Source organism: Shouchella patagoniensis (genome assembly GCF_002019705.1).
Classification (GTDB): Bacteria; Bacillota; Bacilli; order Bacillales; family Bacillaceae_D; genus Shouchella; species Shouchella patagoniensis.
The window spans coordinates 4,102,440-4,127,601 of record NZ_KV917377.1; the positions used below are offsets into that span (position 1 = coordinate 4,102,440).

At 39.9% G+C, this 25,162-nt stretch carries 32 protein-coding genes and 1 pseudogene; 23 read left to right on the forward strand and 10 right to left on the reverse strand.

Annotated elements, in window-relative coordinates:
• Nucleotides 1-98: 98 nt before the first annotated feature.
• The 3 genes from BK584_RS21175 (at nucleotide 99) to BK584_RS21185 (ending at nucleotide 1,518) form a co-directional block, all read left to right on the forward strand.
• A complete protein-coding gene (locus BK584_RS21175; RefSeq protein ID WP_245808932.1) occupies nucleotides 99-638 on the forward strand; it encodes a DinB family protein in 540 nt (179 codons plus the stop codon).
• Nucleotides 639-713: 75 nt separating this feature from the next.
• Nucleotides 714-908, forward strand: a complete 195-nt coding sequence (locus BK584_RS21180) for a hypothetical protein (protein WP_078394429.1) — start codon at nucleotides 714-716, stop codon at nucleotides 906-908.
• Between the two features lie 82 nt (nucleotides 909-990).
• Nucleotides 991-1,518: a GNAT family N-acetyltransferase gene (locus tag BK584_RS21185; RefSeq protein WP_078394430.1), complete on the forward strand. Its 528-nt coding sequence runs from the start codon at nucleotides 991-993 to the stop codon at nucleotides 1,516-1,518.
• Nucleotides 1,519-1,556: 38 nt separating this feature from the next.
• Here BK584_RS21185 and BK584_RS21190 read toward each other — a convergent pair whose 3' ends face one another.
• Nucleotides 1,557-1,976 (reverse strand): Lrp/AsnC family transcriptional regulator, encoded by a 420-nt coding sequence (locus BK584_RS21190; RefSeq protein ID WP_078394431.1) that lies wholly within the window; start codon nucleotides 1,974-1,976, stop codon nucleotides 1,557-1,559.
• A 157-nt stretch (nucleotides 1,977-2,133) separates the two neighbouring features.
• Here BK584_RS21190 and BK584_RS21195 point away from each other — a divergent pair, with 157 nt between their 5' ends.
• The 3 genes from BK584_RS21195 (at nucleotide 2,134) to BK584_RS21205 (ending at nucleotide 4,285) form a co-directional block, all read left to right on the forward strand.
• Nucleotides 2,134-2,871: an isochorismatase family protein gene (locus BK584_RS21195; RefSeq protein WP_437182780.1), complete on the forward strand. Its 738-nt coding sequence runs from the start codon at nucleotides 2,134-2,136 to the stop codon at nucleotides 2,869-2,871.
• Nucleotides 2,872-2,940: 69 nt separating this feature from the next.
• Complete coding sequence (locus BK584_RS21200) at nucleotides 2,941-3,498, forward strand: isochorismatase family protein (protein WP_078394433.1); 558 nt, start codon at nucleotides 2,941-2,943, stop codon at nucleotides 3,496-3,498.
• 178 nt (nucleotides 3,499-3,676) lie between these two features.
• Entirely contained in the window at nucleotides 3,677-4,285 is a 609-nt protein-coding gene (locus BK584_RS21205; RefSeq protein ID WP_078394434.1) for a zinc dependent phospholipase C family protein, read from the forward strand.
• 64 nt (nucleotides 4,286-4,349) lie between these two features.
• Here BK584_RS21205 and BK584_RS21210 read toward each other — a convergent pair whose 3' ends face one another.
• Nucleotides 4,350-5,258: a VanW family protein gene (locus tag BK584_RS21210; RefSeq protein ID WP_245808933.1), complete on the reverse strand. Its 909-nt coding sequence runs from the start codon at nucleotides 5,256-5,258 to the stop codon at nucleotides 4,350-4,352.
• Between the two features lie 467 nt (nucleotides 5,259-5,725).
• Between BK584_RS21210 and BK584_RS21215 the strand changes: the two genes are divergently transcribed.
• A complete protein-coding gene (locus BK584_RS21215; protein ID WP_078394435.1) occupies nucleotides 5,726-5,932 on the forward strand; it encodes a hypothetical protein in 207 nt (68 codons plus the stop codon).
• A gap of 187 nt (nucleotides 5,933-6,119) precedes the next feature.
• Here the strand turns inward: BK584_RS21215 and BK584_RS21220 are convergent, their stop codons facing one another.
• A complete protein-coding gene (locus tag BK584_RS21220) occupies nucleotides 6,120-6,443 on the reverse strand; it encodes a winged helix-turn-helix transcriptional regulator (RefSeq protein ID WP_078394436.1) in 324 nt (107 codons plus the stop codon).
• 138 nt (nucleotides 6,444-6,581) lie between these two features.
• Between BK584_RS21220 and BK584_RS21225 the strand changes: the two genes are divergently transcribed.
• From BK584_RS21225 to BK584_RS21235, 3 genes are all read left to right on the forward strand, one after another.
• Nucleotides 6,582-7,637, forward strand: coding sequence for an LLM class flavin-dependent oxidoreductase (locus BK584_RS21225; protein WP_078395797.1), 1,056 nt, complete (start codon nucleotides 6,582-6,584; stop codon nucleotides 7,635-7,637).
• Nucleotides 7,637-8,203 (forward strand): NADPH-dependent FMN reductase, encoded by a 567-nt coding sequence (locus BK584_RS21230; RefSeq protein WP_078394437.1) that lies wholly within the window; start codon nucleotides 7,637-7,639, stop codon nucleotides 8,201-8,203. The genes BK584_RS21225 and BK584_RS21230 overlap by 1 nt, the downstream gene beginning before the upstream one ends.
• A gap of 182 nt (nucleotides 8,204-8,385) precedes the next feature.
• Entirely contained in the window at nucleotides 8,386-8,511 is a 126-nt protein-coding gene (locus BK584_RS21235) for a sortase family protein (RefSeq protein WP_078394438.1), read from the forward strand.
• Nucleotides 8,512-8,614: 103 nt separating this feature from the next.
• On the opposite strand, the gene BK584_RS21240 is transcribed toward BK584_RS21235, so the two are convergent.
• Complete coding sequence (locus BK584_RS21240; RefSeq protein ID WP_078394439.1) at nucleotides 8,615-8,962, reverse strand: nuclear transport factor 2 family protein; 348 nt, start codon at nucleotides 8,960-8,962, stop codon at nucleotides 8,615-8,617.
• A gap of 141 nt (nucleotides 8,963-9,103) precedes the next feature.
• Here BK584_RS21240 and BK584_RS21245 point away from each other — a divergent pair, with 141 nt between their 5' ends.
• A complete protein-coding gene (locus BK584_RS21245; protein WP_078394440.1) occupies nucleotides 9,104-9,736 on the forward strand; it encodes a TVP38/TMEM64 family protein in 633 nt (210 codons plus the stop codon).
• Nucleotides 9,737-9,765: 29 nt separating this feature from the next.
• Here BK584_RS21245 and BK584_RS21250 read toward each other — a convergent pair whose 3' ends face one another.
• The gene (locus tag BK584_RS21250) at nucleotides 9,766-10,218 is read right to left on the reverse strand and encodes a MarR family winged helix-turn-helix transcriptional regulator (RefSeq protein WP_078394441.1); all 453 of its coding nucleotides are present in this window, start codon (nucleotides 10,216-10,218) and stop codon (nucleotides 9,766-9,768) included.
• A 114-nt stretch (nucleotides 10,219-10,332) separates the two neighbouring features.
• On the opposite strand from BK584_RS21250, the gene BK584_RS21255 reads away from it, so the two are divergent.
• From BK584_RS21255 to BK584_RS21275, 5 genes are all read left to right on the forward strand, one after another.
• The gene (locus BK584_RS21255; RefSeq protein WP_078394442.1) at nucleotides 10,333-11,730 is read left to right on the forward strand and encodes a DHA2 family efflux MFS transporter permease subunit; all 1,398 of its coding nucleotides are present in this window, start codon (nucleotides 10,333-10,335) and stop codon (nucleotides 11,728-11,730) included.
• A 221-nt stretch (nucleotides 11,731-11,951) separates the two neighbouring features.
• Nucleotides 11,952-12,302 carry a GNAT family N-acetyltransferase gene (locus BK584_RS21260; RefSeq protein ID WP_139365727.1) on the forward strand — a complete coding sequence of 117 codons (351 nt, stop codon included), beginning with the start codon at nucleotides 11,952-11,954 and terminating at the stop codon, nucleotides 12,300-12,302.
• 154 nt (nucleotides 12,303-12,456) lie between these two features.
• Nucleotides 12,457-13,437, forward strand: a complete 981-nt coding sequence (locus BK584_RS21265) for a phosphotransferase (RefSeq protein WP_078394443.1) — start codon at nucleotides 12,457-12,459, stop codon at nucleotides 13,435-13,437.
• 187 nt (nucleotides 13,438-13,624) lie between these two features.
• Entirely contained in the window at nucleotides 13,625-15,067 is a 1,443-nt protein-coding gene (locus tag BK584_RS21270) for an NAD(P)/FAD-dependent oxidoreductase (RefSeq protein ID WP_078394444.1), read from the forward strand.
• A 221-nt stretch (nucleotides 15,068-15,288) separates the two neighbouring features.
• Entirely contained in the window at nucleotides 15,289-15,603 is a 315-nt protein-coding gene (locus BK584_RS21275; RefSeq protein ID WP_078394445.1) for a GNAT family N-acetyltransferase, read from the forward strand.
• Between the two features lie 108 nt (nucleotides 15,604-15,711).
• Here the strand turns inward: BK584_RS21275 and BK584_RS21280 are convergent, their stop codons facing one another.
• Nucleotides 15,712-16,125 (reverse strand): hypothetical protein, encoded by a 414-nt coding sequence (locus tag BK584_RS21280; protein ID WP_078394446.1) that lies wholly within the window; start codon nucleotides 16,123-16,125, stop codon nucleotides 15,712-15,714.
• Nucleotides 16,126-16,292: 167 nt separating this feature from the next.
• Nucleotides 16,293-18,401 (reverse strand): annotated as a pseudogene (locus tag BK584_RS25740) (choice-of-anchor I family protein).
• Between BK584_RS25740 and BK584_RS21295 the strand changes: the two are divergent.
• Together BK584_RS21295 and BK584_RS21300 are read left to right on the forward strand one after the other, a co-directional pair.
• Entirely contained in the window at nucleotides 18,288-18,704 is a 417-nt protein-coding gene (locus BK584_RS21295; protein WP_078394449.1) for a GNAT family N-acetyltransferase, read from the forward strand. The pseudogene BK584_RS25740 and the gene BK584_RS21295 overlap by 114 nt on opposite strands.
• 145 nt (nucleotides 18,705-18,849) lie before the next feature.
• A complete protein-coding gene (locus BK584_RS21300; protein ID WP_078394450.1) occupies nucleotides 18,850-19,143 on the forward strand; it encodes an antibiotic biosynthesis monooxygenase family protein in 294 nt (97 codons plus the stop codon).
• Between the two features lie 528 nt (nucleotides 19,144-19,671).
• Here the strand turns inward: BK584_RS21300 and BK584_RS21305 are convergent.
• From BK584_RS21305 to pdxR, 3 genes are all read right to left on the reverse strand, one after another.
• Nucleotides 19,672-19,986 (reverse strand): hypothetical protein, encoded by a 315-nt coding sequence (locus tag BK584_RS21305; RefSeq protein ID WP_139365728.1) that lies wholly within the window; start codon nucleotides 19,984-19,986, stop codon nucleotides 19,672-19,674.
• A 144-nt stretch (nucleotides 19,987-20,130) separates the two neighbouring features.
• On the reverse strand, nucleotides 20,131-20,295 hold the full coding sequence (locus BK584_RS24810; protein ID WP_169871443.1) for a hypothetical protein: 165 nt from the start codon (nucleotides 20,293-20,295) through the stop codon (nucleotides 20,131-20,133).
• 125 nt (nucleotides 20,296-20,420) lie between these two features.
• A complete protein-coding gene (gene pdxR / locus BK584_RS21310; protein WP_078394451.1) occupies nucleotides 20,421-21,827 on the reverse strand; it encodes a MocR-like pyridoxine biosynthesis transcription factor PdxR in 1,407 nt (468 codons plus the stop codon).
• A gap of 121 nt (nucleotides 21,828-21,948) precedes the next feature.
• Here pdxR and pdxS point away from each other — a divergent pair, with 121 nt between their 5' ends.
• The 5 genes from pdxS (at nucleotide 21,949) to BK584_RS21330 (ending at nucleotide 25,125) form a co-directional block, all read left to right on the forward strand.
• Nucleotides 21,949-22,836 carry a pyridoxal 5'-phosphate synthase lyase subunit PdxS gene (gene pdxS / locus BK584_RS21315; protein WP_078394452.1) on the forward strand — a complete coding sequence of 296 codons (888 nt, stop codon included), beginning with the start codon at nucleotides 21,949-21,951 and terminating at the stop codon, nucleotides 22,834-22,836.
• Nucleotides 22,836-23,426 carry a pyridoxal 5'-phosphate synthase glutaminase subunit PdxT gene (gene pdxT, locus BK584_RS21320; protein ID WP_078394453.1) on the forward strand — a complete coding sequence of 197 codons (591 nt, stop codon included), beginning with the start codon at nucleotides 22,836-22,838 and terminating at the stop codon, nucleotides 23,424-23,426. The genes pdxS and pdxT overlap by 1 nt, the downstream gene beginning before the upstream one ends.
• A 327-nt stretch (nucleotides 23,427-23,753) precedes the next feature.
• Nucleotides 23,754-24,209 carry a GNAT family N-acetyltransferase gene (locus BK584_RS21325; RefSeq protein WP_078394454.1) on the forward strand — a complete coding sequence of 152 codons (456 nt, stop codon included), beginning with the start codon at nucleotides 23,754-23,756 and terminating at the stop codon, nucleotides 24,207-24,209.
• Nucleotides 24,210-24,414: 205 nt separating this feature from the next.
• Nucleotides 24,415-24,552: a hypothetical protein gene (locus BK584_RS24815; RefSeq protein WP_169871445.1), complete on the forward strand. Its 138-nt coding sequence runs from the start codon at nucleotides 24,415-24,417 to the stop codon at nucleotides 24,550-24,552.
• 192 nt (nucleotides 24,553-24,744) lie between these two features.
• Nucleotides 24,745-25,125, forward strand: a complete 381-nt coding sequence (locus tag BK584_RS21330) for a hypothetical protein (RefSeq protein WP_078394455.1) — start codon at nucleotides 24,745-24,747, stop codon at nucleotides 25,123-25,125.
• The last annotated feature ends 37 nt before the right edge of the window (nucleotides 25,126-25,162 follow it).

The following is a 25,162-nucleotide window of genomic DNA, read 5'->3' on the forward strand; positions in this document are numbered from 1 at the left end:
TGGGGGGGGTGAGTCAAAAGCGGTCCTCTGTTTAACGCATCATTAGTAGAAAAAGGGTTGTTTGATGCAGATGAAGATTAGTAGAAAGTGGTGGAGAATTGATCGATTTTAAAACACAGTATGACATGGCTCCAAACGTGGCATTGTTTTATGCAATGGTAGAAGAGAACTATTTACGGTTTATGAAGGGAGTAGAAGGAATAGCTAAAGATGAGTTCCATTTTAAAGGGCTTGAGGGAACTGAAAACAGCATTGCACAGTTAATTAAACACCTTGCCTATACGGATTTGGCTTGGAATTATCGGATTAGAGGAAGTGCTATTCCTGATGATCTTGAACAGATCTACGGGCCCTCAGAAGAGAATGGCAAGCTGCCTTCAGTCGATTGCCAAACCCCTATTCATACGTTGCTTGATCAATACGACTTAGTTATGACGGAATTGAAGGAAACGTGTGTCCGACTATCGGATGAAGACTTGTCAAAAGGGGTTTCTTATGAAGGTAAGGAAGCAACAATTCGATGGGGGTTATGGCATATCGCTGATCATAATCGCTACCATCAGGCGCATATTCATTTAATGAAAAAATGGTATAAAGAGAAAACGTTTGCGTCATTTGGATTTGGCAAAGGGAAATAGCTAAAAGAACAGAAGTTATGTAAGGTAATAAAAGGAATGATGCTCGAAAAGGGCTAAAGAGACAGATTATTTTTAATGGTTTATCATGTTATTATTTGTCTATATGTAAATATTGAAAGAAAAGGTTTGGTGATTTTGTTGTTTCTATTTGTCGTTCTTGCTTTTGGATTGTTAATGTCCACGTTATTTGCTATTGAGCGGAAATTAAGTAAAACGAATGAGCAAAATGATGAAATTATTCACTTACTCAAACGTAATAAAGATGCTTAGAGTAAGGCTTTTTGAGTTGCATAGGTACGAACGTGGCCGTTTCGTTTATTAAGATGGATTCATGTTTTATGGAGGTGATTATGTGTTTCCTGTACTAGAAACAGATCGTTTAAACCTTAGACAGATACATGAGCGAGATAGGGAGAGTATATATACTCTCTTTTCTAATGAAAACGTATTGAGGTATTATGGGCAATCTCCTTTTGAAAATGAAGAACAAGCTAATGACTTAATCAATCACTTTAACAACATCTATACGAATCGAAAAGGGATTAGGTGGGGAATTGAATTAAAAGCCTCTGAAGACCTTATGGGCACAGTAGGCTTTCATTTATGGTCTCCTAATCATCGTAGAGCGGAAATTGGATATGAACTATTACCAAGTTATTGGAATAATGGCCTCGGTTCAGAAGCGATCAAAAGAGTGATTCAATACAGTTTTACAGAGATGAAACTTCACCGTGTTGGAGCTGTTGTATTTGTAGAAAACGATGCTTCTAATAACCTTTTAGAGAAACTAGGTTTTGAAAAAGAGGGTTTGTTAAAAGAATATATGTTTCATAACGGTAAGTACAAGGACACATATATCTACTCGTTCCTAAAAAATTAGATGAAAATTATGTTTGGTGTTCTTCACAACTAAATTGTTTAAATAGGCTTATTAAGTACAGGTGAAGAAAGATTCATCATTGTGTACGGTTCCCCGTATTCCATTGTTTGGTCAATGAAGTTTTCCAGTAATTCGTTAGATTCTGTGATAATTTTTACTAAGTAACTATACTCTCCCGTTAGCCGGTGACATTCAATTACCATTGTGTTTTCTTTACAGAACTCGCTAAATAATTTACATTTATGTGTCTTCACAAGAATAAACGCTTTTACCGTTTTGTTGAGTTTGTTTGCGTTAACTTTTGTTGTATAGCCTTCAATAATGTTTTGTTCTTCTAATTTCTTAACTCTTTCAGTTACCGCTGGGACAGATAATGATATTTTTTTACTTAAATCAGTCATTGAGATGCGCCCATCTTGTTGAAGAATGGTTAAGATCTTTCGATTGATTTCGTCCAAATACGATCACACCTTATCATTTTAATTAAACATCTCGTTTTTTAACTCATTTTAAAGCATTTACATCTATATTCCTAACAAAACTAATTTTTTGATAAAGCCATTCATTTTATTATTAAAGTAAGTTGATGTTAGGAGGTATGTTATGGGTTTATTAATGAAAAAAGCATGTGAGAAATGCAGCATAGCACTAAATGGGCACGCGTATATTTGCTCTCACGAATGTACTTTTTGCAAAGAATGTACGAACTCAATGTCTCGAATATGTCCAAATTGTGGTGGGGAGCTCGTAAAGCGGCCTGAAAAAGGGTTCGTTCCCGTACGTGAGAAGGACAGTGGGGCTAAAGCATTATTAGTGATTGATGTTCAAAACGCATTTAATGATAAGAAATGGGGTGAAAGAAATAATCCTAATGCAGAGAAGAATATGAATACCATTCTAAGAGTCTGGCGAGAGAAGAATTGGAAAGTATTTATAGTGAAACATAAATCAGATCATCCTTCTTCTCTGTTTTTTCATGGTCACAAAGGGTATGAAGTGAAAGAGATGATCGACCAAAGAAATGACGACATGATTATTGAAAAGAAAGTGAACAGTAGCTTTATTCAGACAGACTTAGAATCGTTATTAGTACAACATGGAATTACATCGGTTGTAACAACTGGTTTAACAACGCCACATTGTGTATCAACTACTGTAAGAATGAGTAGTAATCTTGGTTTTAAAACGTATGTTGTATCGGATGCGGTGGCCGCCTTTGGATTGAAAGATCAAAATAATGTTTATTATGATGCAGATACAGTGCATGCTTTATCGTTAGCTACATTAAATAAAGAATTTGCAGAAATTATAACAACAGAGCAACTAGTAGCGAACATAGATTTGTTAAGGTAAACAAATAATTAACGATTGAAACATAGTTTAAACCGAATAAGTTTTTGGTATTAGAAAGGGGATGTACGTTTGCAGCAGCTGTTATTAATTATTGATGCACAACAAGAATTAATCGACGGGACCATAGCTGAACAAGCCATTTATAAAAAAGAGGATTTAATAATCTCTATTAATAAAGTGATTCATAAGGCTGAAAGAGAGAATATAGAGATTGTTTTTGTGAAGGATTTAGATGTTGCTGGAGGAGAAGGGGATGGTTTTCAAATACATAACGAAATCACCCAGCTTGATAAAGCAAGGATATTTAATAAATCGGCTACAAATGCCTTTTACAATACTGGTCTCCTAGAATATGTGACTCATCATCACATTGGACATGTTGTTATTATGGGGTGTGAAACACAGCATTGTATCGATAGTGCGGTTCGCACTGCCACGATTCATAGCATGGATGTCACGTTAATTGCTGACGGTCACAGTACGAGAGGAAATGATGTGTTAGAACCAGAACAAATCATTCATCATCATAATAGCACCCTCCACGGTCGTTACAATGTAGATCACTTCTCAATTGTTAGAAACTCTAACGAAGAGGTCTTTAGTCCAACTCATGATCAGTATAGATAGGGTATGTTACAGGGAGCTTTAGTTAAACCATTGGTATTAGCCATGTCTAATACCAATGGTTATGTTAATGTTATCTGGATCACTTCATTCATTTTATAATCGTAACCTTCTTTTGTGTGAATCCATGATAGAATGGCTGTTGACTGAAAAATAAAATTAGTTTAGGAAGGTTGATTGGATGGGGTCAAGAATCATGCATGCCATCATCGCCCAACAACTAGTAGAGCGGTTGTCTATAAAAGAGCAAGCGGCTTTTTTAATTGGAGGAATGGCTCCAGACGCTGGTTCTTCTAAAGATGAATCTCATTTTTTTATAGGTGAACATCGAGATTATTCAAGGAGTATTAACTATAAAGGTTTCTTAGCCAAGTATCACAGGAAAGCAAAAGATGCGTATATTTTAGGGTACTTCATTCATTTAATTGCCGATGATATTTGGCTAAAAGGATTTTATTTGCCATGGTTAAAAAACCGCATGGAAAAACAAAAAGAAACTGGACCTTTATATTATCGTGATTTTTCTTTACTAAATGGCAAGTTACTTGAACATTATGGCTTAAAAAAGGAGTTGAAAAACACATTCGATCAGATTTCGGGAATAATCGATTTAGAGGAGGTTACATCTAAGGATGTAGAAGCATTTATCCCTGCTGTCATTGAAGATATGAACTACGATCAACAAGTAATAGAGGAGAAATTAAAGATATTAACCTTTGATCAAATGCTTGGATACATTGAGACGTCAATTGAGATAGGCTATGAACATGTTAAGCGGTTAGAAGCATAATTAAATCAACGGTGAATACCGCAAGCTGTTGACAAGCTAAAGCACTCAATTGTGAGTGCTTTTTTCAATTGCTTCCACGCACTTCTTTTGGTAAACGATTTGGGGCACTTGGAACTTTACGTGGTTCATAGTCAATTTTTTCAGATGAGAAAACTTTGACAACAAGTGTGCCAGTGTATGCTTTTGCGATAATTAAAATTGGTTGGTTATGGTTGTTTGTGAAAACAAAGTCTGGACCGTACCAGCTAACAGTCGCATCCCTTCCTGGTGGAACATAGGTTACTCTTTTAGAGTGGGTGTACCGTTCATTGATTGTTAATGCCGCTTTATCAATCGCATTAAATAAGGTTGATGAAACTTGGCAAATGCCACCACCGATTCCTTCAGATAGCTCTCCTCGGACGATGATCGGTGCTGCCATATAGCCACGTTCTGCTGTACGCATACCCACGACTTCATTAAAAGAAAAGCGTTCACCTGGAAAGATAACCCGGTTATTAATGGCTGCTGAAGCGAGTTCAATATTGTTCACTCGCTGTTTGTTGCCCGTATTAAAGTACGTCGCATAAGCACCAACTTGTTCAGCTCGAATTGACTGCAACAAATCTGTATCGACTTTAGGGAACTGTTTTAAAAGAGGGACATCTACGACACGCTGTTCGTTGCTATAGAAGTAATCATAAAAATGTTCTTGAAACATTTGTCTGTCTAAGCGATAGCCAATTTGCTCTTCTATAATTTCGCCATACGTACCAAGCGTCGCATTTACTGGCGCTTTGTACACTTGTTTCTCCACATTATCAATGAGCTCCTCTAGCTTGTTTTGTTCTATGGTTGTTTGTCCAAGAACAGGGTCAAAAAACTCTTCTCTATGTAAGGAAACAATGGTTTCTCCTTCATGCATCAACTCAAGCGTTTCATCATTTGGTAATAAGGAAAATGCCAAAAGGAATGATAATAACAAGCTTGTCAAACAAATCCGCTCCTTTCCTCATACGCATTAGTATGGATCGTATCAGTAAGGAGCATTCGGAAGTATAGCAGAAAATAAGAGGTAAAAAATAGGAAGACAAAGACGGAGTTACTGTGAGTGGTATGGTGATTACGGATAAAGAGCGGAGATTCGGAGTCGGAGTGTTGAGATTTGAGTCTGTGGCGCGGAGAATCGGCGTCCTGGCGTGGAGATTGAGTGCAAAGAGCGGAGATTTAGAGTCCTGGCGTGGAGATTGAGTGCAAGGGGCGGAGATTTGGAGTCCTGGCGTGGAGATTTGAGTGCAAGGTGCGGAGATTGATGAGTGTGAGGTGGAGATTACGGATAAAGAGCGGAGAATTGGCGTTGGAGCGTGGAGATTTGAGAGCAAAGAGCGGAGATTTGGAGTCCGGGTGTGGAGATTGAGTGCAAGGTGCGGAGATTGATGAGTGTGAGGTGGAGATTTGCGGATGAAGAGCGGAGAATTGGCGTTGGAGCGTGGAGATTTGAGTACAAAGTGCGGAGAATTGGCTGTGGAGCGTGGAGATTTGAGTACAAAGAGCGGAGAATTGGCTGTGGAGCGTGGAGATTTGAGTACAAAGAGCGGAGAATTGGAGTACGGGCGTGGAGATTTGAGTGCAAGGTGCGGAGATTTGAGTGCAAGGTGCGGAGATTGATGAGTGTGAGGTGGAGATTACGGATAAAGAGCGGAGACGCGACGTCTGGCTCGAGGCACAGGTTCGTTACACAATAGCTTCAGTTGTGAGAGAAATAGATACACTAATAGGAAAGCAAAAATGGAGGCAAGTTCATGTACGAGCCTGCCTCTATATTCTCTATATTCACCCATGATCTTCTTATAACTTACTGTTTTCGGTCTGCGTGGGACTCACCCCATTCGTGCATTGCTGTAAGCACGGGTTCGAGCGTTTTTCCATATGCACTAATTGAATATTCGACTTTTGGAGGAATTTCTGAGTAGACAATTCGATCGATGATTTCTTCTTCTTCTAGTTCTCTTAGTTGTTTCGTTAATACTTTAGGTGTAATTTCTGGAATAGCGCGCTGAAATGCGCCAAATCTTGTTGTTCCATTAGCGAGCAAGTGTAGTAAAATAAGCGGTTTCCATTTACCTATGAGTATGCTAAGAGCTTGATCAACACGGCATTGTTTGGGGTTAATTTTCATTTTGTTTTCTCTCCTTAGTATCCTGAAGATACCATATATCCTAAAAGTGCGTACTTTTAAATGAGTTCATCATACGTCAAAATAGATGTGTAAACAACTATCGAGATTGAAGCTTATAAAAGGAGTGAACCTTAGGTGATGAATCGAATAGATCAAAGCAATGGGCTGGAATTCGGCATATATACATTAGGTGATCATTTACCTAATCCACATACTGGAGAACATATCTCCGCCGAGCAACGTGTAAAGGAAATTATTGAGTTTGCAAAGCTTGCTGATCAAGCGGGTTTAGATTTCTTTAGTGTGGGAGAAAGTCATCAGGATTATTTTGCAACACAGGCGCATTCGGTTGTATTAGCGGCGATTGCTCAAGCGACAAAAAACATTAAGATTGGAAGCTCTTCTACAATTATTAGTACGTCTGATCCTGTTCGGGTCTATGAAGATTTTGCAACAGTCGATTTAATTTCTGGTGGCCGTGCTGAAATTATTGCTGGACGAGCATCTCGTGTTGGTTTGTATGATTTGCTTGGGTATAACTTGCGCGATTATGAAGCATTGTTTGAAGAGAAATTTGATCTGCTGCGTAAAATTAATGAAGAAGAAGTTGTGAATTGGAGCGGTGAATTCAGGGCACCTCTGAATGATGCGCGGGTGATACCACGACCAAAAGAAGGAAAGCTCCCAATTTGGCGTGCGGTTGGAGGTACTCCGGCGAGTGCCATTAAAGCTGGTTATGCAGGGGTGCCTATGTTCCTTGCACATTTGGCAGGACCTACTGCTGTCTTTAAGCGTTCGATTGATGCGTATCGTGCTGCATTAACTGAAGGTGGACATGACCCAGTTGATTTCCCGATCGCGACAGCAGGACTTTTCTTTGCTGCAGAAACGACGCAAGAGGCGCAACGAACGTATTACCCACATGTAAATGAAGGGATTAAATTGACGAATGGTCAAGGTTTTTCAAAGCGGGCTTTTGCACAAGGGGAAGATGTTCGGGATGTATTGGCTGTCGGAAGTCCACAACAAATTATTGAAAAGATTCTTTATCAACATGAGATGTATGGGCATCAACGATATATCGCCCAACTTGATTTTGGTGGAGTGCCGTTTGAGCAAATTCGAAAAAACATCGAATTAATTGCAACTGAGGTTTTGCCCGCTATTCGCAAATATACGAAGGAGGGGTCTTGATGAATATTGTTGCCCTCTCAGGTTCGGTCGTTGGTTCAAAAACCCGTACGGCTATTAATGAAGTGGTGCGTACATTTGAAAAGAACTATCCAGAAATCGATGTCCAATTAATTGATTTGGCTGATTACAACATCCAATTTAGTGATGGGCGCAATTATCTTGAATACGAGGGTGATACTGGTTTTGTTGCAAAGGCGTTGATGGATGCTGATGCGATTATCATTGGTTCGCCTATCTTTCAAGCGTCCATTCCTGGAGCGTTAAAAAACATTTTTGATTTGCTACCTGTTCAGGCATTCACTGATAAAATCGCAGGAATTGTCATGACAGCAGGAAGTGCAAAGCATTATTTAGTTGCAGAACAACAGCTTAAACCGATTCTTGGTTATATGAAAGCGCAAATCGTGCAGTCGTATGTATTTGCAGAGGAAAAGGATTTTTCGCAGAAACAGATCGTCAACAATGATGTTTCGTTTCGAATTGAGCGTCTTGTTGAAGATACGTATGTGCTTGCCACCACGTATGCAAAAATCCGAGAAGAACAAGATGACGCTTATGATTTTTAAATCGGAGAGGCAGAGGCCTCTTCTTTTTTGTTTCATATGGATAAATACGATTGTGACACAATGTGCTAGCGATAAAAAGTTGCGTTTCCTGTAAAAGAAACAATTGATATTGATATTCATTCTCATAATGTGGGTCGGATCAAGCCTTCGCCTCTTTTTTAGATGAAACAAAAGAGCGTTCGTTGTTTGAGTCAGAAGTTGAGGTAGAAGCGGGTGACCAAATCATTACGTTATCGACTTGTGGTCCGGCAACGGCGGGGAAAGACGGACGACTTGTTGTACATGGAAAATTAGTAAAAGTAGGGTGAGGGTAATGTGCTCATCTCTAACCGTGAGAAAAACCTCAAAAACGTTTCGTTCAGAGGTTTTTTAAGTATTCACAACGCGAGGGGAGGACATACTCTATCTTGGTTACACGGCTTTAATTGTTCCTTGATGAAAAATCATTTGCCAACGCGTACCATTTAATTTCCAAATCGAGCTCCGTAATGAAATGCGCCTATCATTTCGTATCGTTTCATAGGTTGCTAAGATGATTTCAGCAGATAATGGGTTAATCGCAAAGTTTGAAACAGAATGAGAGGTGGTAGAGTCATTTTTACGCCATGCAACAAGCTGGTCTTGTTTTGTATAAATGGTACCGGAACTACCAAATTCAATAAAATCTTCAGCAAGGTGTTCGTTTAAAGCGTCGTATGTATAAGTCATTAGTTCTTTTTCAAGCTGTAAAATATGGTCTGACATCAATGCTTTACTCATTTAAAGCCCTCCTTACTAGACGTTCTTTCGACTTAAATGGTTTGTTTCCCTTTAATTGAAAAATGAATAGCGTTCAAACTGGTGCTTCTTCTGCTAGAGTGATATGTTAATAAAGAATCGATTTGCAAAAGGAGGCCAATCATGATTTTAAAACTAGTGACAGTTTTCCTTGTTGTCGTCGCGATTGTGTATGTCTTACAGTCAGACTTGCTAATTCAATTGCGCGCTGACGATGCGAGTGCCCAGTTGCTGGATGGTTCGCTTCCATCTTTATTGTTTATTTCTTTTCTATTTATGGCTGTTCAGGCGGTGGTGACCGTCATTCCTCTTGCACTTATTCTCTTTTTTAATTATTTATTATTTGATTTCTGGACGGGCTACGCTTGGAGTTTGGTAACAAGTATACTTGGGAGTACAATTGCTTTTTATTTGTACCGCTTCTGGCTACATACAATTGTCGAGAAGAAAGTCAGTAAAAAATGGATGCTGCGATTAGAAAGTCGTGGTTTCTGGGTTGTGTTGACGAGCCGTCTAATACCAGTTATGCCAACGAGCTTAATCAATTTAGCTTCAGGAAGTAGTGGAATTCGCTTTCGTTCGTTTTTTAGTGCGACATTTATTGGAAATGCGCTCTATTTAATCGCGTTGTTTTTATTAATGGAAGGACTCGTGACGGCTGAATTCGAATGGATTTTGTTTAGTGTGGTGGCGATTGTCGCTGTAGCTGTCTTATTTCGGAAAAGGTTGGCGGGTTACGTGAAAGGCATATCATAAAAAGAGGGAAGCCGCATTTGGCTCCCCTTTTAATAGTCTCGCTTGTTTCCTTTTTTTACCCATTCCCAATCTTGTTCTACATTGGCACGTACTTTTTGCAGAAGTTGGTAAAATTGAGCGGCTTCTTCAGCTGACAATCCAGTTAATGCTTGCGTATTTGAGTGTTTCTCTTCTCGTAAAAGGATTGGATAAATGTCGATTGCTCGTTGAAGTGGAAAAAGACGTTTAATTTTCTTATTGGACTCGTCGTTTCGTTTTTCTACAAATCCTTGTTCAACGAGTTTAGCAACCGACCTGTGAGCCGTTGTCCTGTCTGTTTTTACAAGGTCGGCTAGTTGATCTTGGATGATGCCAGGATGTTCACAAATGCGAACAACGTATAAATATTGGCCTTTCGAAAGCCCAAACTCTTTAAACTCAATGTTGCTAAGGGACTCAAGGGAACGTGAGATGATGCCAACTTCACGTAATAAATCATTCATAGACATTTCCTTTCATTATTTTGTTGCATTCTCAACAAAAAGGTCGTAGAGTGGAGAAGGTGTTTCATACAGTGTAAAGAGAAAAATCGTTTATGTATAGGAGGCATATGTAAGGTGAGCATTAAAAACCAATCTCCCATGCGGAAAAAAATGATGGTCGTTACGGTATTGTCTGCTTCGTTTTTGTTCTTATTTAATCAATTTTTATTAATTACCGCATTCCCGACCATTATGAACGAGTTTACGATAAATGCGACTCAAGTGCAGTGGCTCACAACGTCATTCTTGTTAACGACAACAGTGATGATCCCGATGATGGGATATTTAATGAACCGTTTTACGGCAAGAGCGTTAACCATTACAGCTCTCGCTAGTTTCGCAGTCGGAACTTTTCTTGCGGCGATTGCACCATCATTTTCGTTACTGGTCGTAGCGCGAGTCATTCAAGCCATTGGCGCCGGAATGATGCTCCCCCTCGTTCAAACGGTTCTTTTACTCGTGTATCCTTATGAAAAAAGAGGCTATGCAATGGGGTTGATGGCACTGGTTTTAAATGTAGCACCAGCGATTGGTCCTCCGATAGCTGGATACATTGTTGACGTCATGGATTGGCGTTTTTTGTTTTGGCTTGTTTTGCCGCTTTCATTAGTCATTTTTGCCTTGGGCATTGTGTTTATGCAAAATGTTACGGAACAAAAAGAAGCGAAATTAGACTTGGTATCCCTAGTGTTTATCGCTTTTGGTTTCTCTAGTGTCATCCTTGGTTTAAGCAATATTAGTATTGTTGGTTTCATACACATCACAGTCATTGGACCACTCGTTTTAGGATTGATGGCTATTACAGTCCTCATTTGGAGACAGCTGCGTTTGAAGATTCCGATGCTTGAAATGCGTTTATTCCGGAAAACACTGTTCGTGTATGGCGTCATCTTGAGTTTCGTCATTTCCGTACTCTTGTTGTCGACAGAAACGCTTCTGCCCTTACTTGCACAAGATGTCCAAGGAAGAAGTGCGTTTTCCTCTGGTATGATCTTACTGCCAGGAACCCTCTTGCTTGCTGTTACAGCGTTTGTCTCCGGTCGTTTGTTTGATTTGTATGGTGCAAGGCTGCTTAATATAGGCGGCTATGCGCTACTTACTTTGACACTTGGTGCATTTGTCTTTGTAGATGAATCAACAAACATTCTCATTTTAATTGTTTGTTTCTCTCTCTTTATGAGTGGAATCGGTTTAACGATGACACCGGCAACGGCGATCGCCATGAATGCGCTCGAACAATCAGAACTTGCACACGGGACTGCGATCGTGAATACGATTAAACAATTTGGGGCTGCTTTTGGGGTAACGGTCTTAACGACGATTGTGAGTCTTCAAGCGAATCAACCACATGTTGACTATGCGGAAGGTACATTAACAGGCTTGAAACTGGCATTTGGAGCAATGGCCATTGCCGCACTCCTTGCTTGGATTCTTGTGCTTGTAACAAAAGAAAAGAAGGAAAACCCTTCTTAATCACGAAGCCATTCCGTTTAAACGGAGTGGCTTTTTTAACGTAGGAGTGAATGGTATTGACTAACATCGTAATCATCGCGAGGGAAGAAGCTTATTGAAAAGTATGGTGATCAGTGAGTGAGGAGGTGGAAAAATGAACAGCTTAATTAAACCGATGCAACAAAGTGAAGCGGAGATCATCCTACGAATGATGTTATGAAAGTGAATACGCTTTTTATAATATGACTGCAGATCCAGAAGACTTAGCAGCGTTTCTCGATCGAGAAGATAGGGGAGACACCTATTTCAGTGTGTATGAGAACGAGCAACTAGTCGGATACTTTTGTTTTCAGTTTCAAGGAGAAGACGAATTAGAAATGAGTCTTGGCATGCGCCCTGACTTGACTGGTGTAGGGAAAGGAAGCTCTTTTCTACATGGTGGTTTAGATTTTGTGAGAGATAAGTATCATCCCAAAAAAATAATCCTCACTGTTGCGACCTTTAATCAACGAGCAATTAAGGTCTATCAAAAGGCTGGTTTTATTATTGTCAATACGTATAGTCAGCAAACCAATGGTGGAATTTATCAATGATGGTTTATGAGTGGAAGACATGATCTGTGAGGTCCAATTGTAGCAATAGAGTTGGAGGTGTTTCTAATGATTGAACAAAAAGTAGAAGAAAAAATGAGAAAGAGAGAATAATCTCGTTGACACTAGTGCATGCCAACTGGAAAGGTAGACTTGAATGAATAAAACGAACCTATCAATAGAGGAAGATATCTTTGCTACAATAACCAACAAATTCGGGATAAAGGTAGAGACTGCCAAGCAAATTCACCAAGGCTACCAAAATTTGAAATGGCAACTGACAACGGACCAAGGTCATTTCTTTGTAAAACAATACAATCAAGAGCGGTACCCGAAAGAGTCTCTTAGCGGGTTAGAAGCATCGTTACAAAAGCAATCTTTACTGTATGAAAATGGTATTCCATGTCCTAAGTTATATTCTAATCAGGGGAAGTATGTGATCGAATCAGAACAAGGAGAGCGCTTTGTGATGATGGGACTATGTGATGGCAGGAATATAAAGCCAGGGACAGCAACTGCCAACCAAATGTACAGCTTAGGTCAAACTGTAGGGCGGATGCACCAATTCGTTCATTCACATGTTGAAAAGAGAGCATTACACTGGGATGTTGCCTCCAAAAGAAAGATGATGAATAGTTGGAAAGCGCGCTATGAAGAAGCTGCTCGATACGGAGATGAGAGGTTGCTTACGAATCTTGAGATTCAAAGATCCATTCTTGAGGCTAGTAATACAGACTTGTTTTCCCGATGCATCAAAGGGTGGGCACATTGGGATTTGTTTGTTGACAACCTCTTATTCAATAAAGACCGAATTACAGCCATTCTTGACTTTGATCGGACACATTATGTGTATCTCGATTTTGATATCTCACGACCAATCTTATCGTGCTGCTTAAAAGACGGGGTAATGGGATTAGATTCCGTAGCTGCCTTTGTTGAAGGGTATAGAGAGTACAGAACACTAACTCTTCCTTCATTCGTGCGTTCCCTTCAATTAACTTGGTGGAAAGAAGCAGAGTGGGTCAGAATAAGAAGAGATGAAGATTCATCACCACTAATTAGGTTTGCGGAGGAAAATGGCTGGGTGGGGAAACATTGGTATGAGTTGGAGGAGCTGTTTTCAGGTATCTCAAACTAGTTAATAACAGAAAGATCTGTTTCCATTCCCGTCATCCATTCCCATCCTATCTAGTACATGCTTTAAAAAAAGAACGGTGGTCTTAGGTATAAAGGTGGCAATACAAGGATTTTATTCTTTGAAACAGGAAACGCTTTTTAAACGAAGAACAAATGTAAAGAATCGTGTTTAAGAAGGAGGAATGGGAATGAAGAAAATAAAAGATCAGACTGCGCTTGTCATTGGTGGCAGCATGGCTGGATTTTTTGCTGCTCGAGTTTTATCTGATTTCTTTCAGAATGTGATTGTTGTTGATCGTGACCAGTATCCAAGTGAGCCACAGAACCGAAAAGGAGTACCACAATCATTTCATGTCCACCGACTCCTTCCTAAGGGAAGAGAAATCATTGAAACGTATTTTCCCGGTTTCATAGAGGATTTGGTTGCAAAAGGAGCCTATGATGCGTTAGATAAACCAGGTTATGTGGTGACGCCATTAGGGGAATTAGAAGTAACGTCACCAATTGAAGATGCAGGGTCAAGCCGGGCGCTGTTGGAATGGACGTTGCGAGAACGAGTGATGACTCGTCCGAATATAAAATGGGTGACGGACATAGAGATAAATGGGTTGACACAGTCTGATGATCATCTTGCGATTACAGGTGTATGGGGAAAAAAGCGGAAGACAGGCGAACAAGTTTGGCTTGGTGCTGATATGATCATTGATGCAAGCGGACGTTTAACAAAGTTAGAACACTGGCTTAAACAACTAAATAAAACGATCCCCGCTTCTGAAAGGTTACATACACATATTGGCTACACAACCAGGTACTATGAAGTACCAGAAGAGGCAGATCAATCGTTTACAGATATTATTGTCCAAGGTGTTCCTTCAAAAGAAATTGGCGCCGGTTTGTTTTCATTTCAAGAAAACAAGCGTGCCGGCATTATTTTATACTTTGCTGGTGGAGGACAGTATCCATCTACTGATGGAGAAACGTTTGAGTCCGATATTTCAAAGTTATTTGATACAAGAATTGCGGATACAGCAAAAGGGTTTATTCCTATTACAGAGCCACGCGGCTACCGCATACAAGAATGTGTGCGCCGTCATTATGAAGAGGCAGGGGACTGGCCAAAAGGGCTAATCGCAATCGGAGATGCTTTTTGTAATTTCGATCCGTTATTCGGTCAGGGGATTAGCGTTGCGGCAATTGAAGTAAGCATACTAGACCAATTCTTAAAAGAACGAACTTTTCTAGAAGATGGGTTTGAACAACGTTTTATGAGAAACATCCAACAAGCAATTGAGCCGGCTTGGTGGACCAGTGGGTTGTCAGATCTGCAATGGCCAGGTGTTTCGTATGAAGGGAATGGAACATTATCTGATGTGTCGTTTGCGTTAACTTATTTAGAACAATACATGATTAAAGCTTTTGAAGAGAAAAAGCAAGGAAAGACAGAACTTGTGAATCGTTATTTTGGCATGATTGGTTTATTGCATTCACCTACTGAAGTCTTTAATGGCGAAACACTTGAAAAATTAGCACAAACATCGGATGCGTTAGCAGCTTATAGACAAAAGGGAGAGACGTGGGAGGATGTGATTAAAACGCATATTCCTGTATTTGTAAAGGGATTGGTTGTTTAAATTGGAATGATGGATTGATTTTGATGACTTTTTTGGGGGAGGGGGAGCTTACTTGGAATTTACAGAACGTACGTTGAGAATAATAAGATGAGCAGAAAATGAAGCAGAGAAAACAAGAGAGCTCGTTCTTCCTATCCATTTATTTCTAGGGGTATTGCAAGGAAATACAGGTGTCTGTGCTGAAATCAATCAACTAAATCCAACGCTATATAATTTAGTAATTGAAAAGGCAATATTCTAACAGTTTATCTTATAGAAATGCAGAGGCAAATGATAGTGAAGCGTTAACGGCTTTTACAAAAAACGAATTTGGTGAACGGTGGCTGCCTTCAATTAGGAGTGGTTTTAGCAAAATAGAGATCCCTATTTTTCTTGCTAGAAAAAATGATGAGATAATAGGGTTTGCTTGTTTTGATGTCGTTCGAAATGAAAAAGGATTGTTTGGTCCAATGGGGACGGCAGAAACAAATCGAGTTAAAGGGGGGTATGCAATACGGACCCTATCAATGATAGGTAGGAAGAGAATCGTAGTATGATTACATTGACGCGCGCCTCTCCCAACTTACAAAACAGCAAGGATTCAATGGGCGTTCAGATCTATGGAGTATGTCTAGGGGTGAATACGAAGAGACGCGCGGATGACTTTACCTTACGTCAAACGTAATTGTACCACTTGCTGCAACGGTTCCTGTTACTACATCGCCATAATAGGAACCTGGCAACATACCCGTAAACGTTCTCGTCAAATTTGGCTGACGCAATGGTCCAAAGCCAGTGCAGTTTCCAGTGTTAGCATTACACAAACGAACCATTGGATCGCCAGAAAAATTTAGGTTTCTGACAGTGACCGTAACGTTAGCCCCTCCTTGTGGAACTGTTAATTTTCCGTCCCATTGCCCATCTCTTGTTTTGAAATTATACGGGCCATATGTTTTTAAAGGGGTGACAGCATCAACGTTAGTTTCAACTGATGATTCAGCAAATGCCTCCGATGGACTATTTAAAGAGGCCACGGACAAAACAATGACTAGTATCAAAAATGAAAATATTTTTTTCATTAAGTTCACCTCCTTTTCTTTATTAAACATATTTGCGGGATTATTTTCAAGGTCTCTATTGATTTTCCCAACGTTACTTTTGAACCAATCTACTTAATCTGCTCTCACAAAAAAGGACATCAATCTCCGTTTAAGAGGTATGGATTTATCGAAGGAGCCTGGCGTAGCTAGGCTCCTTTCCATTTAATGGTTATTTCATCACCTGGATAAATCAGATGAGGATTTTCCAAGTTATTTGTTTTCTCAAGTGTTGTCCATAAATAATTGTAGCGCAAGCCAATTTCAAACAGGGTATCACCTGGTTGGACGGTGTGGATTGTTTCGGTTGGTGCAGTACTTGAATCTTTAGAACCGAGCGTAAACGATGCGATTGTTCCAGAGATTTCATAGCTTGCAAGAAGCGTTGGTTCGCCGCTTGGGCTGGAGCTTGCTGGAACAAATTTTAACCCTTCTGGTGCGTTATCGCTTGGTGTGTCTTTGGCACTAAAATCGCGAGTAGAGAAATAGGTTTCGTACGTCGCCGTAGCTGGATCAGTAATGTCATACACAAACAATCCCCCATCACGTTCAAGAGCGATAAATGCAAATGTTTTGCCATCAATCTCTGCTAGTTCTACTGTTTCTGGTTCTGGCCCTTTGTTGTCACTCCGATCATCGAAAGCATCTTCTTCGTGATTGGTATTAAAGAAGTCTGGGTTGATTTCGGCTAGTTTTTGCTCAAAGTCATCGCCGCTATCAAATACAAGCTCCATTGTGTCTGCGTCAAAAATAGAGAATGAACGTCCACCAAAGGAATAGAGTGCTTCATATTGACCATCCTCGTTTGTTGGTGCAGATGTAGTAACGTTTAAACGTCCGAGTTTTTCATCGGCAAATAAATCATCTGCGACGAGTTGATCCAATTCTTTTTGGGAGAATCCAGCAAAAAGATCTGCATTGAAAGCCACTTTACCTTCAAGTTCAGCGGCACGCGCTTCTTCAGAGAAGCCCTCATAATCTTACGCGTCCCCTTCATTTGGTGTAACGATATACGTTTTCCCGTTTGTTTCATAAAGTGCAATTGCATCAGGTTGATGAATACCTAAGACTGGCCACTGTTGGATGTTGATTTTTCCGTCTTTGTCAGAAACGTCCATGCCTCTCCCAGTCTCTGAATGATCTTTATAGCCAAGAGATTTCACGCTTTTAAATTTGTTTTCGTTTAAATCAAGTATGGCAATGGCGTTGCTTTCCTGTAAGACAACATAAGCGAGCGAGCTATCACTTGTTACAGCAATAAATTCTGGTTCAAGATCTTCTGCGTAACTTGAATCTGGGTGGACTTTGCGTACATTTTCTTCAACAATGTCATCACTGAATGTGGCTGTCTCGATCGTTGCTGCTTGTTCCGCACCTTTGCTTATATCGATGATTGAAACGGACCCTTCTGGGTTGATGTGATAGTCGTCACTTGGCTCACCCTCGTTAGCAACGAGGAGCTTCTCTCCATCTGGAGTAAACGTGATCATGTCTGGGAGAGCGCCTACTTCAACTGTTGAGAGGTGGCTACCATCATTTTTCATAAAGATTACATGACCTGGATCTGTTTTTGGATCCGCGACAGTAGCGACAGCAATGATGTCTTCCGTCGGGTGAACAGCAATACTAGTCAAATCGCCTACACTTGATAGATTAGGATCAAGATCTTTTACGTATAGTTGTTTTTTTAAAGGGATTTCATTAAAGATTGTATGATCTTTAAGTGCGTCGTCAGCAAGAATGTCAATAGATTGGGCATCACCATTAATGGAAAAGATTTGGTTGCTTCTCTCATCATACGCAACGATTTCAGCTCCACCAGAGCCAAATTCGGCACCGCTGTGATAGCGACCGGAAAGTGTGATTGGTAAGTTGCCAGTTGTTGCTTCATCATGAAGAGTAAGTGAGGATGGACTTTCTTGTTTAGGAGGTGGGGACCCGTCACTTGCATGTGCAGGAAGGGTAGAAGTTGTTAAAATAGTAGCGAGCGCTAAGGAAGCAATGTACGACTTTTTCATGTAGGTCACCTCGTTGTATATGTATGCACCAAGCATAGCAAGGGAATGAAAACGAGGTGTAAAGCAAGGGTGAATGATTTGTAAAGTAGTTGGAGAAAAAGTGAAGTGAGAACGGGGGATGGGTAAATGGAAATTAAAGAGATTCAAAAAGAAGAAGCGTGGAAATTGAGACAGATCATTATGTATCCAACTAAAAAGCAATCTGCTGTGAAGCTTACAGATGATGACGTAGGTGTGCATTACGGATTATTCGTGAAAGAGAAACTCATTTCCGTTGTTTCATTATTCCTTATGGAAGAAGAGGCTCAGTTTCGCAAGTTTGCGACACTTGGAGAAGAGCAGGGAAAAGGGTATGGGACGTTTTTATTGCGTCACGTGTTAAATGAGGCGGAAAAAAACGGTGTAAAGAAGGTTTGGTGTAATGCAAGAAAAACAAAAAAGAACTTCTACAAACGATTTGATTTAGTAGAAACGGATAAAACCTTTAGGCGTGGTGAAATCGATTATGTCATTATGGAGAAAGTGAAGGATAAAACCGAATAGCTTGTTGGTAGTTCTCTGAAATCTGGATGTCAAAGTCAATAAATTCGATATACAAGAGGAAAAGGTTTTTGTTTATCCAATACATATAGCTAGTTAAAAGAATGATTGTTATAAGTGATATACTGGATAAAAAGGGGGGATAGCAATGGTTTTAGAAGCAGTCATGTTGCAAGTCAAAGCAAATATGGAACAAGAATATGAAACAGCATTTAGAGATGCATCTAAACTAATTGCCTCGATGAAAGGGTATAGATCTCATGAATTGCAAAGGTGCATGGAAGTAAAAGGAAGGTATTTATTATTAGTTAGGTGGGAGACATTAGAAGATCACACCATTGGTTTTAGAAACTCTAAAGAGTATAAAAGGTGGAAAAAACAATTGCATCATTTTTATGATCCATTCCCGACAGTTGAACACTTTCAACGTGTCCCACTTTAAAGTAGAAAGAGGATTTTGTGATGTTGCAGACATTATGGCTTGCTGGGATGCCAATGTATATTCCATTTATAAGTGTGTTAGCTACGATGTTAGGTGCTAAGTATGAGGAAGAGTCGATTTATTAACCTGCCATTCTATGTACAATCATTATTATACTCATTCTATCTCTTGAAATATGGAGTTTTTATGCAATTGTGAGTCTTCCAGGAGTTCTATTACTTATGGAAAAAGGTGAAATTTGATTACATAAAAAATGAGGAGATCCACCGTTGATGGAAAAAGTGAATGTCCCTAATAAATATAAAATGCTTGATTAATAGGAGAATAAAAACACTAAGATCTGTTTTATGTAGATTCAGTACACTTAATTTGAAGAAGTGAATCGTTGGACTTATAGTAAAGAGAATGGATTTTTAGAATTCTTCATCCCTATCTCGAGTTAAACGTCTCAATAAGAATTTCCTTACTTGTGTATTTGCTTCCGAATGTGAATTTAATTTGAAGGAAGTCTACATATTCACTAATTCATTATGGGCTCTCCTGTTTGTTTCCGTATATTTCATAAGCAAAATAACCAACCAAATAGCCTATCCCTGCTCCAAAACTAATTGTAGATAGTAAGGAGATGTTGAAAATTAGGCTAATAATTATACCTACATTACAACCAGCTATCATTCCTAGTGGTATTAAACTATCTAATAAACGTTGAGCTTTTTTTGTTTTTTTCTTAGCTAGCGTACCTTGTTTAAACTTATGTTCAAGTCTTTTAATAACGAATACAACAACCGCTCCCATTAATGCAAGAGGTAGCACATTGTAAAAAATGTCCATCACGAACTCCATAGTAGATAGATCTCCTTCCATTTTTAAAGGTAATTTTATTTACATAGGTGTGGGTCGAGCTAGTTACAAAAGAGTAGAATTGATTTTAAAAAACCTCGTTCCTTTACGTAAAAACGAAGCAGGCAGCCACCGGCTTCGTTTTATTTATAGTTGTTTAACTGTGTATGTGATATTCTTCTTGCTGTTGCTGTTTAATTTCTTTGCCAATAACTCGGCGGCAACAGAATCAGTAAAGGTTTTATCCAAATGGCTGTTTGAATCCTTTAGGGTTCCTGTCACCCCGTTCGTGTCGCGTACAATTTTGTACATACGGGGTCACTCCTAAATTCAATTCAGCATAGCTTAAAGCTGTTTTTTCATTGTCTCACACCTAGTGCCTCTTAGTAAGGGATAATTTCCGACAATTTATGCATGAGGTCATGATTGCGGTTGGGTTAAATGGTTTTATACCCCCATGCCTCTAAGACTGCTCCGACTGCTTCTTCTAATTTTTCTTCAATGATACCAGCGAAACCAAGGACGATTCGTGGCGGTAGTGTGTCATCAATCTCAATCGAGTAGGCCGATAGAGGGTACACTTTTGCTTCTGCTAGACGTGCTTGCTCTACAAGCTCCTCTTCACTCATCCCATTTTTTACGATTAGAACAATATGAAGACCAGAGCGTTCACCAATGATGGATAGTTTTTCTTCGTATGGTTTTAGTAAGTTAAGCACTTTTTCGAGTTTGCGTCGATAAATTTTCCGCATTCGATTCAAGTGTTTTTCGAAGTCTCCTTGTTTCATAAATTCAGTGAGCACCTGTTGATCAATGCGGGAGACAGTTGAATGGTAAAACGAAAAAGTGCTTTGATACATGCTGACAAGTGGTTTTGGCAGCACCATATAGCTAATTCGGGCCGAAGGGATCAGTGATTTAGAAAAGGTGCCTAAGTAAATAACTTTGCCACTCGCATCCATACTGTGTAAAGAGGGAATCGTCTTTCCGCTATAACGAAATTCGCTATCGTAATCGTCCTCAATGATGTAACGTCCGTCCACGGCTTCAGCCCAGTTTAATAGTTTTTTTCGGCGGTTGATAGAGAGGACAGATCCATAAGGAAAATGATGGGATGGGGTGGTGTACAGCACGTCAATTGGTGATTGAATGACACGGTCAACGTCAACCCCTTCCGCGTCAACAGAAAATGGATAAAAGTCGTTTGGGTAATTACGCAGTAGTTTGCGCATTAATTGGTATCCTGGGTCTTCAATGCCGTATATTTTATGATCGCCAAGCAATAAAAAGACTTGTTGTAGCAGCGTTTCAATGCCAGCACCAACAACGATTTGTTCAGGGGTGCATTGGACACCACGGGAATGATATAAATAGGTAGCAATTTCGTGGCGAAATGTTTCTTCTCCTTGGTTATGACCTAATAAAAGAATGTTGTTGTTGGCTAGATCAACCGTATTTTTCATATATTTGCGCCATTTCTCAAAGGGAAAATGGCGTGTATCGATATGGGTCGGGTGGAAATTAAAGCGAATCACATCTGTTGGTTGCGCTGGAACAGCCGTTATTTTTTCGTCAGAGCGGATATATTCCAAATCTTCATACGCTTGGACGAAAAAGCCTTTTCGTGGCAAGACTTCTACATACCCTTCCGCCGTTAATTGTTCGTAAGTTGATTCGACTGTGTTTTGACTAATTTTCAAGAAGTCAGCTAGTTTTCGTTTGGATGGTAGTTTTGTTCCATACTCAATTCTGCCTTCGGTAATTTCATTTTTAATATGTGAATATAATTGTTCATATAGAGGAACGGAACTTGTTCGGTTTAGTTCACACCATAGCTTCTCCATCGACATTTGCTCCTTTTTACTGACCTCATCAAATTGATCGAAACTGACACTTACAATACAATCAGTTGTTTTCTATACTAGGGAACAAATCAATAAAAAGCAATTAAAAGGAGCGAAAAAAATGGATCGATTAGTTGGTACGGACCGAGTGAAGCAAGGAATGGCGCAAATGCAAAAAGGTGGCGTCATTATGGATGTTATTAACGCGGAACAAGCGAAAATTGCTGAAGAAGCTGGAGCAGTTGCGGTTATGGCGTTAGAGCGTGTGCCTTCTGACATTCGTGCAGCCGGTGGCGTTGCGAGAATGGCAGACCCTACAATCACCGACGATGTGTTAAATGCGGTATCGATCCCAGTAATGGCGAAAGCGCGTATTGGTCACATTGTTGAAGCGCGTGTACTTGAAGCAATGGGTGTCGATTACATTGATGAGAGCGAAGTTTTGACGCCTGCGGATGAAGTGTATCATTTAAATAAGCGTGATTTCACTGTTCCTTTTGTGTGTGGTGCTCGAGACTTAGGTGAAGCTGCGCGTCGAATCGGTGAAGGAGCGTCGATGATTCGAACAAAAGGGGAGCCGGGAACAGGCAACATCGTTGAAGCGGTTCGTCATATGCGAAAAATGCAAGCGCAAATTAAGCAAGTAGCGAATATGTCGACAGATGAGTTGATGACAGAAGCAAAGAATTTAGGGGCACCATATGAGTTGCTTTTGCAAATGAAAGAAACTGGGAAGTTCCCTGTTGTTAATTTTGCGGCAGGTGGGATTGCCACACCAGCGGATGCGGCGCTCATGATGCAGTTAGGCGCAGATGGCGTTTTTGTTGGCTCGGGTATCTTCAAATCCGATAATCCAGAAAAATTTGCACGAGCAATTGTGGAAGCCACAACGCATTATACGGATTATAAATTGATTGCAGAGCTATCAAAGAACTTAGGTACAGCGATGAAAGGGATTGAAATCTCGACCCTTTCGGCAGCTGATCGTATGCAGGATCGTGGTTGGTAATGGCAACAATTGGCGTATTGGCATTACAAGGGGCGGTTGGAGAACATCTCCGTTTTCTTGAAGAAAACGGTGCCAACGCTGTTGAGATCAAACGTATCGAGCAGCTAGAAGAAATGGATGGGCTTGTAATTCCTGGTGGTGAATCAACGGCAATGCGACGGCTCATAGATAAATATGATTTCCTTGAACCACTTCGAACGTTTGGGAAAACAGGTAAGCCAGTTTTTGGAACGTGTGCTGGATTGATTTTAATGGCAAAAACCGTTACGGATCGAGAGGAAGGCCACTTAGGATTTATTGATATGGTTGTTGAACGGAATGCCTTTGGCAGACAACGAGAAAGCTTTGAAGTAAACCTGAACGTAAAGGGAATTGCGAGTGATGTAAATGCCGTCTTTATTCGTGCTCCTCTCGTTAAAGAAGTGGGCGCAGAAGTGGACGTATTAAGCGAATACGACGGCGAAATTGTTGCCGTTAAGCAAGGGCCGTTCCTCGCTTGTTCCTTCCATCCAGAGTTAACCGATGATTCAAGATTACACCAAGCGTTTATACACATGGTCGACGAATACCGCTTTATGAAAGCAGAGTGATTCATCGCTAATTATACCGTTGATAAAATGCCCCAGAGATGAGATCTCGGGGCGTTTTTCTTCGCTCAAATTTCTCATTCTCAAACCTCAATTGGTTCACAAACGTTTTCCTTTCCGTTGATTTTTTAACTTTTTTCTTTGATTATGCAACAAGCAGACAGCATTTACGTAGACTCCGTTCTGCGAAAAGCGGAGAGAACGCCAGGAGCGAAAATAAATATCAAAGGAATCGTTTAGTACGCACAAAAAATAGCTTTTCGAGAGTTCGAACGAGACAAGTATGCTATGCTAATACTAGTACATAGTCGTAAAAAAGGAGGAGCCAAGTTGAACATTCGTTTACTTAAACCAGAAGAGGTCCTGCCACTTGATTTATTACTCCTTGCTGATCCATCCGAAGACCTTGTCCGTTCCTATGTTGCCCGTGGCGAGTGCTTTGTTCTTGAGATAGAAGGTCTAATTGTTGGTACATTTGTGTTAATTCCAACTCGTCCAGAAACGGTTGAGCTTGTAAATGTCGCCGTTGATGAAGCGTATCACGGCAAAGGATATGGCAAACACCTTGTTATGCATGCAATAAAGGTTGCCACAGAGCAGGATTTTAAAACAATCGAGATTGGCACTGGTAATTCAAGTGTTATTCAGTTGGCGCTTTACCAAAAGTGTGGGTTCAGGATGACCTCGATTGATCGTGATTTTTTCTTGCGTCATTATGATGAACCAATATATGAAAATGGCATCCAAGTGATTGATATGGTGCGACTTTCGCAAGATTTATCGTAATGATCTCAACGTTTATGGAAATGAGTTCGTTATTAGGAGAGTATCCAGACATATGATGGGCTTGTTATAAATGACGAAATTTTTAGAAATAAGTTCATTTTGTTGCTCATAGAAGAACTTTGTTGTTGTATTCTAATTGAGACAATGGTATTCTCATATGAATCGCGGTTCATTTTCTGTCTATTTAAAAAAGGAGGTTTCGTGAATGACGTTAGATGCTTTAACGGTTGACATGCTCGAAAAAGCGCTTGAGGAAGCAAAGGCTCAAGACCTCGCTGATGATTTGATTGCTATTCTTCGAAATGAATTAAGTAAACGTAATATCTTACCATCAAAAATGTAACGTCCGCATCCTTCCATGTCATCTACTGTTCTTGCCTCATGAATGGCAGCTTCATTAGTATATTATCCTTATCTTAGCAACCTACATAATGATGAATGACTATTTATTTCATTTCATTTAACTATACACGTATATAGCCCACGAATCATAAGATGAGAGAAAAGCACTCTCTATTGTAGGTGGGTGAACGAATTGGCTAATAATAAAAAATCACAAAAAAAGGCAGAAACAGAAGAGGAAAAAAGGCAAGAAGAGCTGATTGAGTTTTCAGAGGATCTTATTTTTTATGGAACAATCTTAAGCACAATTTCTTCTGCCATGGGGTTAGTTGGTGTCTGTATTGCCCGGGAAGTTGGAAGACAAAAAGATGCTTCGGAGTCTACTCAAGAAGAAGCAGAAGAAGTAGCAACCTTTTTTGCGGGAGGGGCGTTAAGAGGGGCGAATGAGCAACAGCTTCCTAATTATTTGTATGAGCATGTGAACAATATGAGAAGAGAACTTGACCATGTCAATTGGCAATTAAAACAAATGCAAATTCAATTGGATCAATGGAAACGGCCTCCAAACAAATGAACAGTGGAACAGTGTTCAGTTGTCTGGAGGTGAGCTT

Coding starts and splice junctions, on each gene's coding strand:
- BK584_RS21180 (WP_078394429.1), top strand. CDS start 714: ATGGTTTATCATGTTATTATTTGTCTATATGTAAATATTGAAAGAAAA.
- BK584_RS21195 (WP_437182780.1), top strand. CDS start 2,134: ATGAAAAAAGCATGTGAGAAATGCAGCATAGCACTAAATGGGCACGCG.
- BK584_RS21205 (WP_078394434.1), top strand. CDS start 3,677: ATGGGGTCAAGAATCATGCATGCCATCATCGCCCAACAACTAGTAGAG.
- BK584_RS21215 (WP_078394435.1), top strand. CDS start 5,726: ATGAAGAGCGGAGAATTGGCGTTGGAGCGTGGAGATTTGAGTACAAAG.
- BK584_RS21220 (WP_078394436.1), bottom strand. CDS start 6,443: ATGAAAATTAACCCCAAACAATGCCGTGTTGATCAAGCTCTTAGCATA.
- BK584_RS21225 (WP_078395797.1), top strand. CDS start 6,582: ATGAATCGAATAGATCAAAGCAATGGGCTGGAATTCGGCATATATACA.
- BK584_RS21230 (WP_078394437.1), top strand. CDS start 7,637: ATGAATATTGTTGCCCTCTCAGGTTCGGTCGTTGGTTCAAAAACCCGT.
- BK584_RS21240 (WP_078394439.1), bottom strand. CDS start 8,962: ATGAGTAAAGCATTGATGTCAGACCATATTTTACAGCTTGAAAAAGAA.
- BK584_RS21245 (WP_078394440.1), top strand. CDS start 9,104: ATGATTTTAAAACTAGTGACAGTTTTCCTTGTTGTCGTCGCGATTGTG.
- BK584_RS21250 (WP_078394441.1), bottom strand. CDS start 10,218: ATGAATGATTTATTACGTGAAGTTGGCATCATCTCACGTTCCCTTGAG.
- BK584_RS21260 (WP_139365727.1), top strand. CDS start 11,952: ATGACTGCAGATCCAGAAGACTTAGCAGCGTTTCTCGATCGAGAAGAT.
- BK584_RS21265 (WP_078394443.1), top strand. CDS start 12,457: ATGAATAAAACGAACCTATCAATAGAGGAAGATATCTTTGCTACAATA.
- BK584_RS21270 (WP_078394444.1), top strand. CDS start 13,625: ATGAAGAAAATAAAAGATCAGACTGCGCTTGTCATTGGTGGCAGCATG.
- BK584_RS21280 (WP_078394446.1), bottom strand. CDS start 16,125: ATGAAAAAAATATTTTCATTTTTGATACTAGTCATTGTTTTGTCCGTG.
- BK584_RS21295 (WP_078394449.1), top strand. CDS start 18,288: ATGGAAATTAAAGAGATTCAAAAAGAAGAAGCGTGGAAATTGAGACAG.
- BK584_RS21300 (WP_078394450.1), top strand. CDS start 18,850: ATGGTTTTAGAAGCAGTCATGTTGCAAGTCAAAGCAAATATGGAACAA.
- BK584_RS21305 (WP_139365728.1), bottom strand. CDS start 19,986: ATGGAGTTCGTGATGGACATTTTTTACAATGTGCTACCTCTTGCATTA.
- BK584_RS24810 (WP_169871443.1), bottom strand. CDS start 20,295: ATGTACAAAATTGTACGCGACACGAACGGGGTGACAGGAACCCTAAAG.
- pdxR (WP_078394451.1), bottom strand. CDS start 21,827: ATGGAGAAGCTATGGTGTGAACTAAACCGAACAAGTTCCGTTCCTCTA.
- pdxS (WP_078394452.1), top strand. CDS start 21,949: ATGGATCGATTAGTTGGTACGGACCGAGTGAAGCAAGGAATGGCGCAA.
- pdxT (WP_078394453.1), top strand. CDS start 22,836: ATGGCAACAATTGGCGTATTGGCATTACAAGGGGCGGTTGGAGAACAT.
- BK584_RS24815 (WP_169871445.1), top strand. CDS start 24,415: ATGACGTTAGATGCTTTAACGGTTGACATGCTCGAAAAAGCGCTTGAG.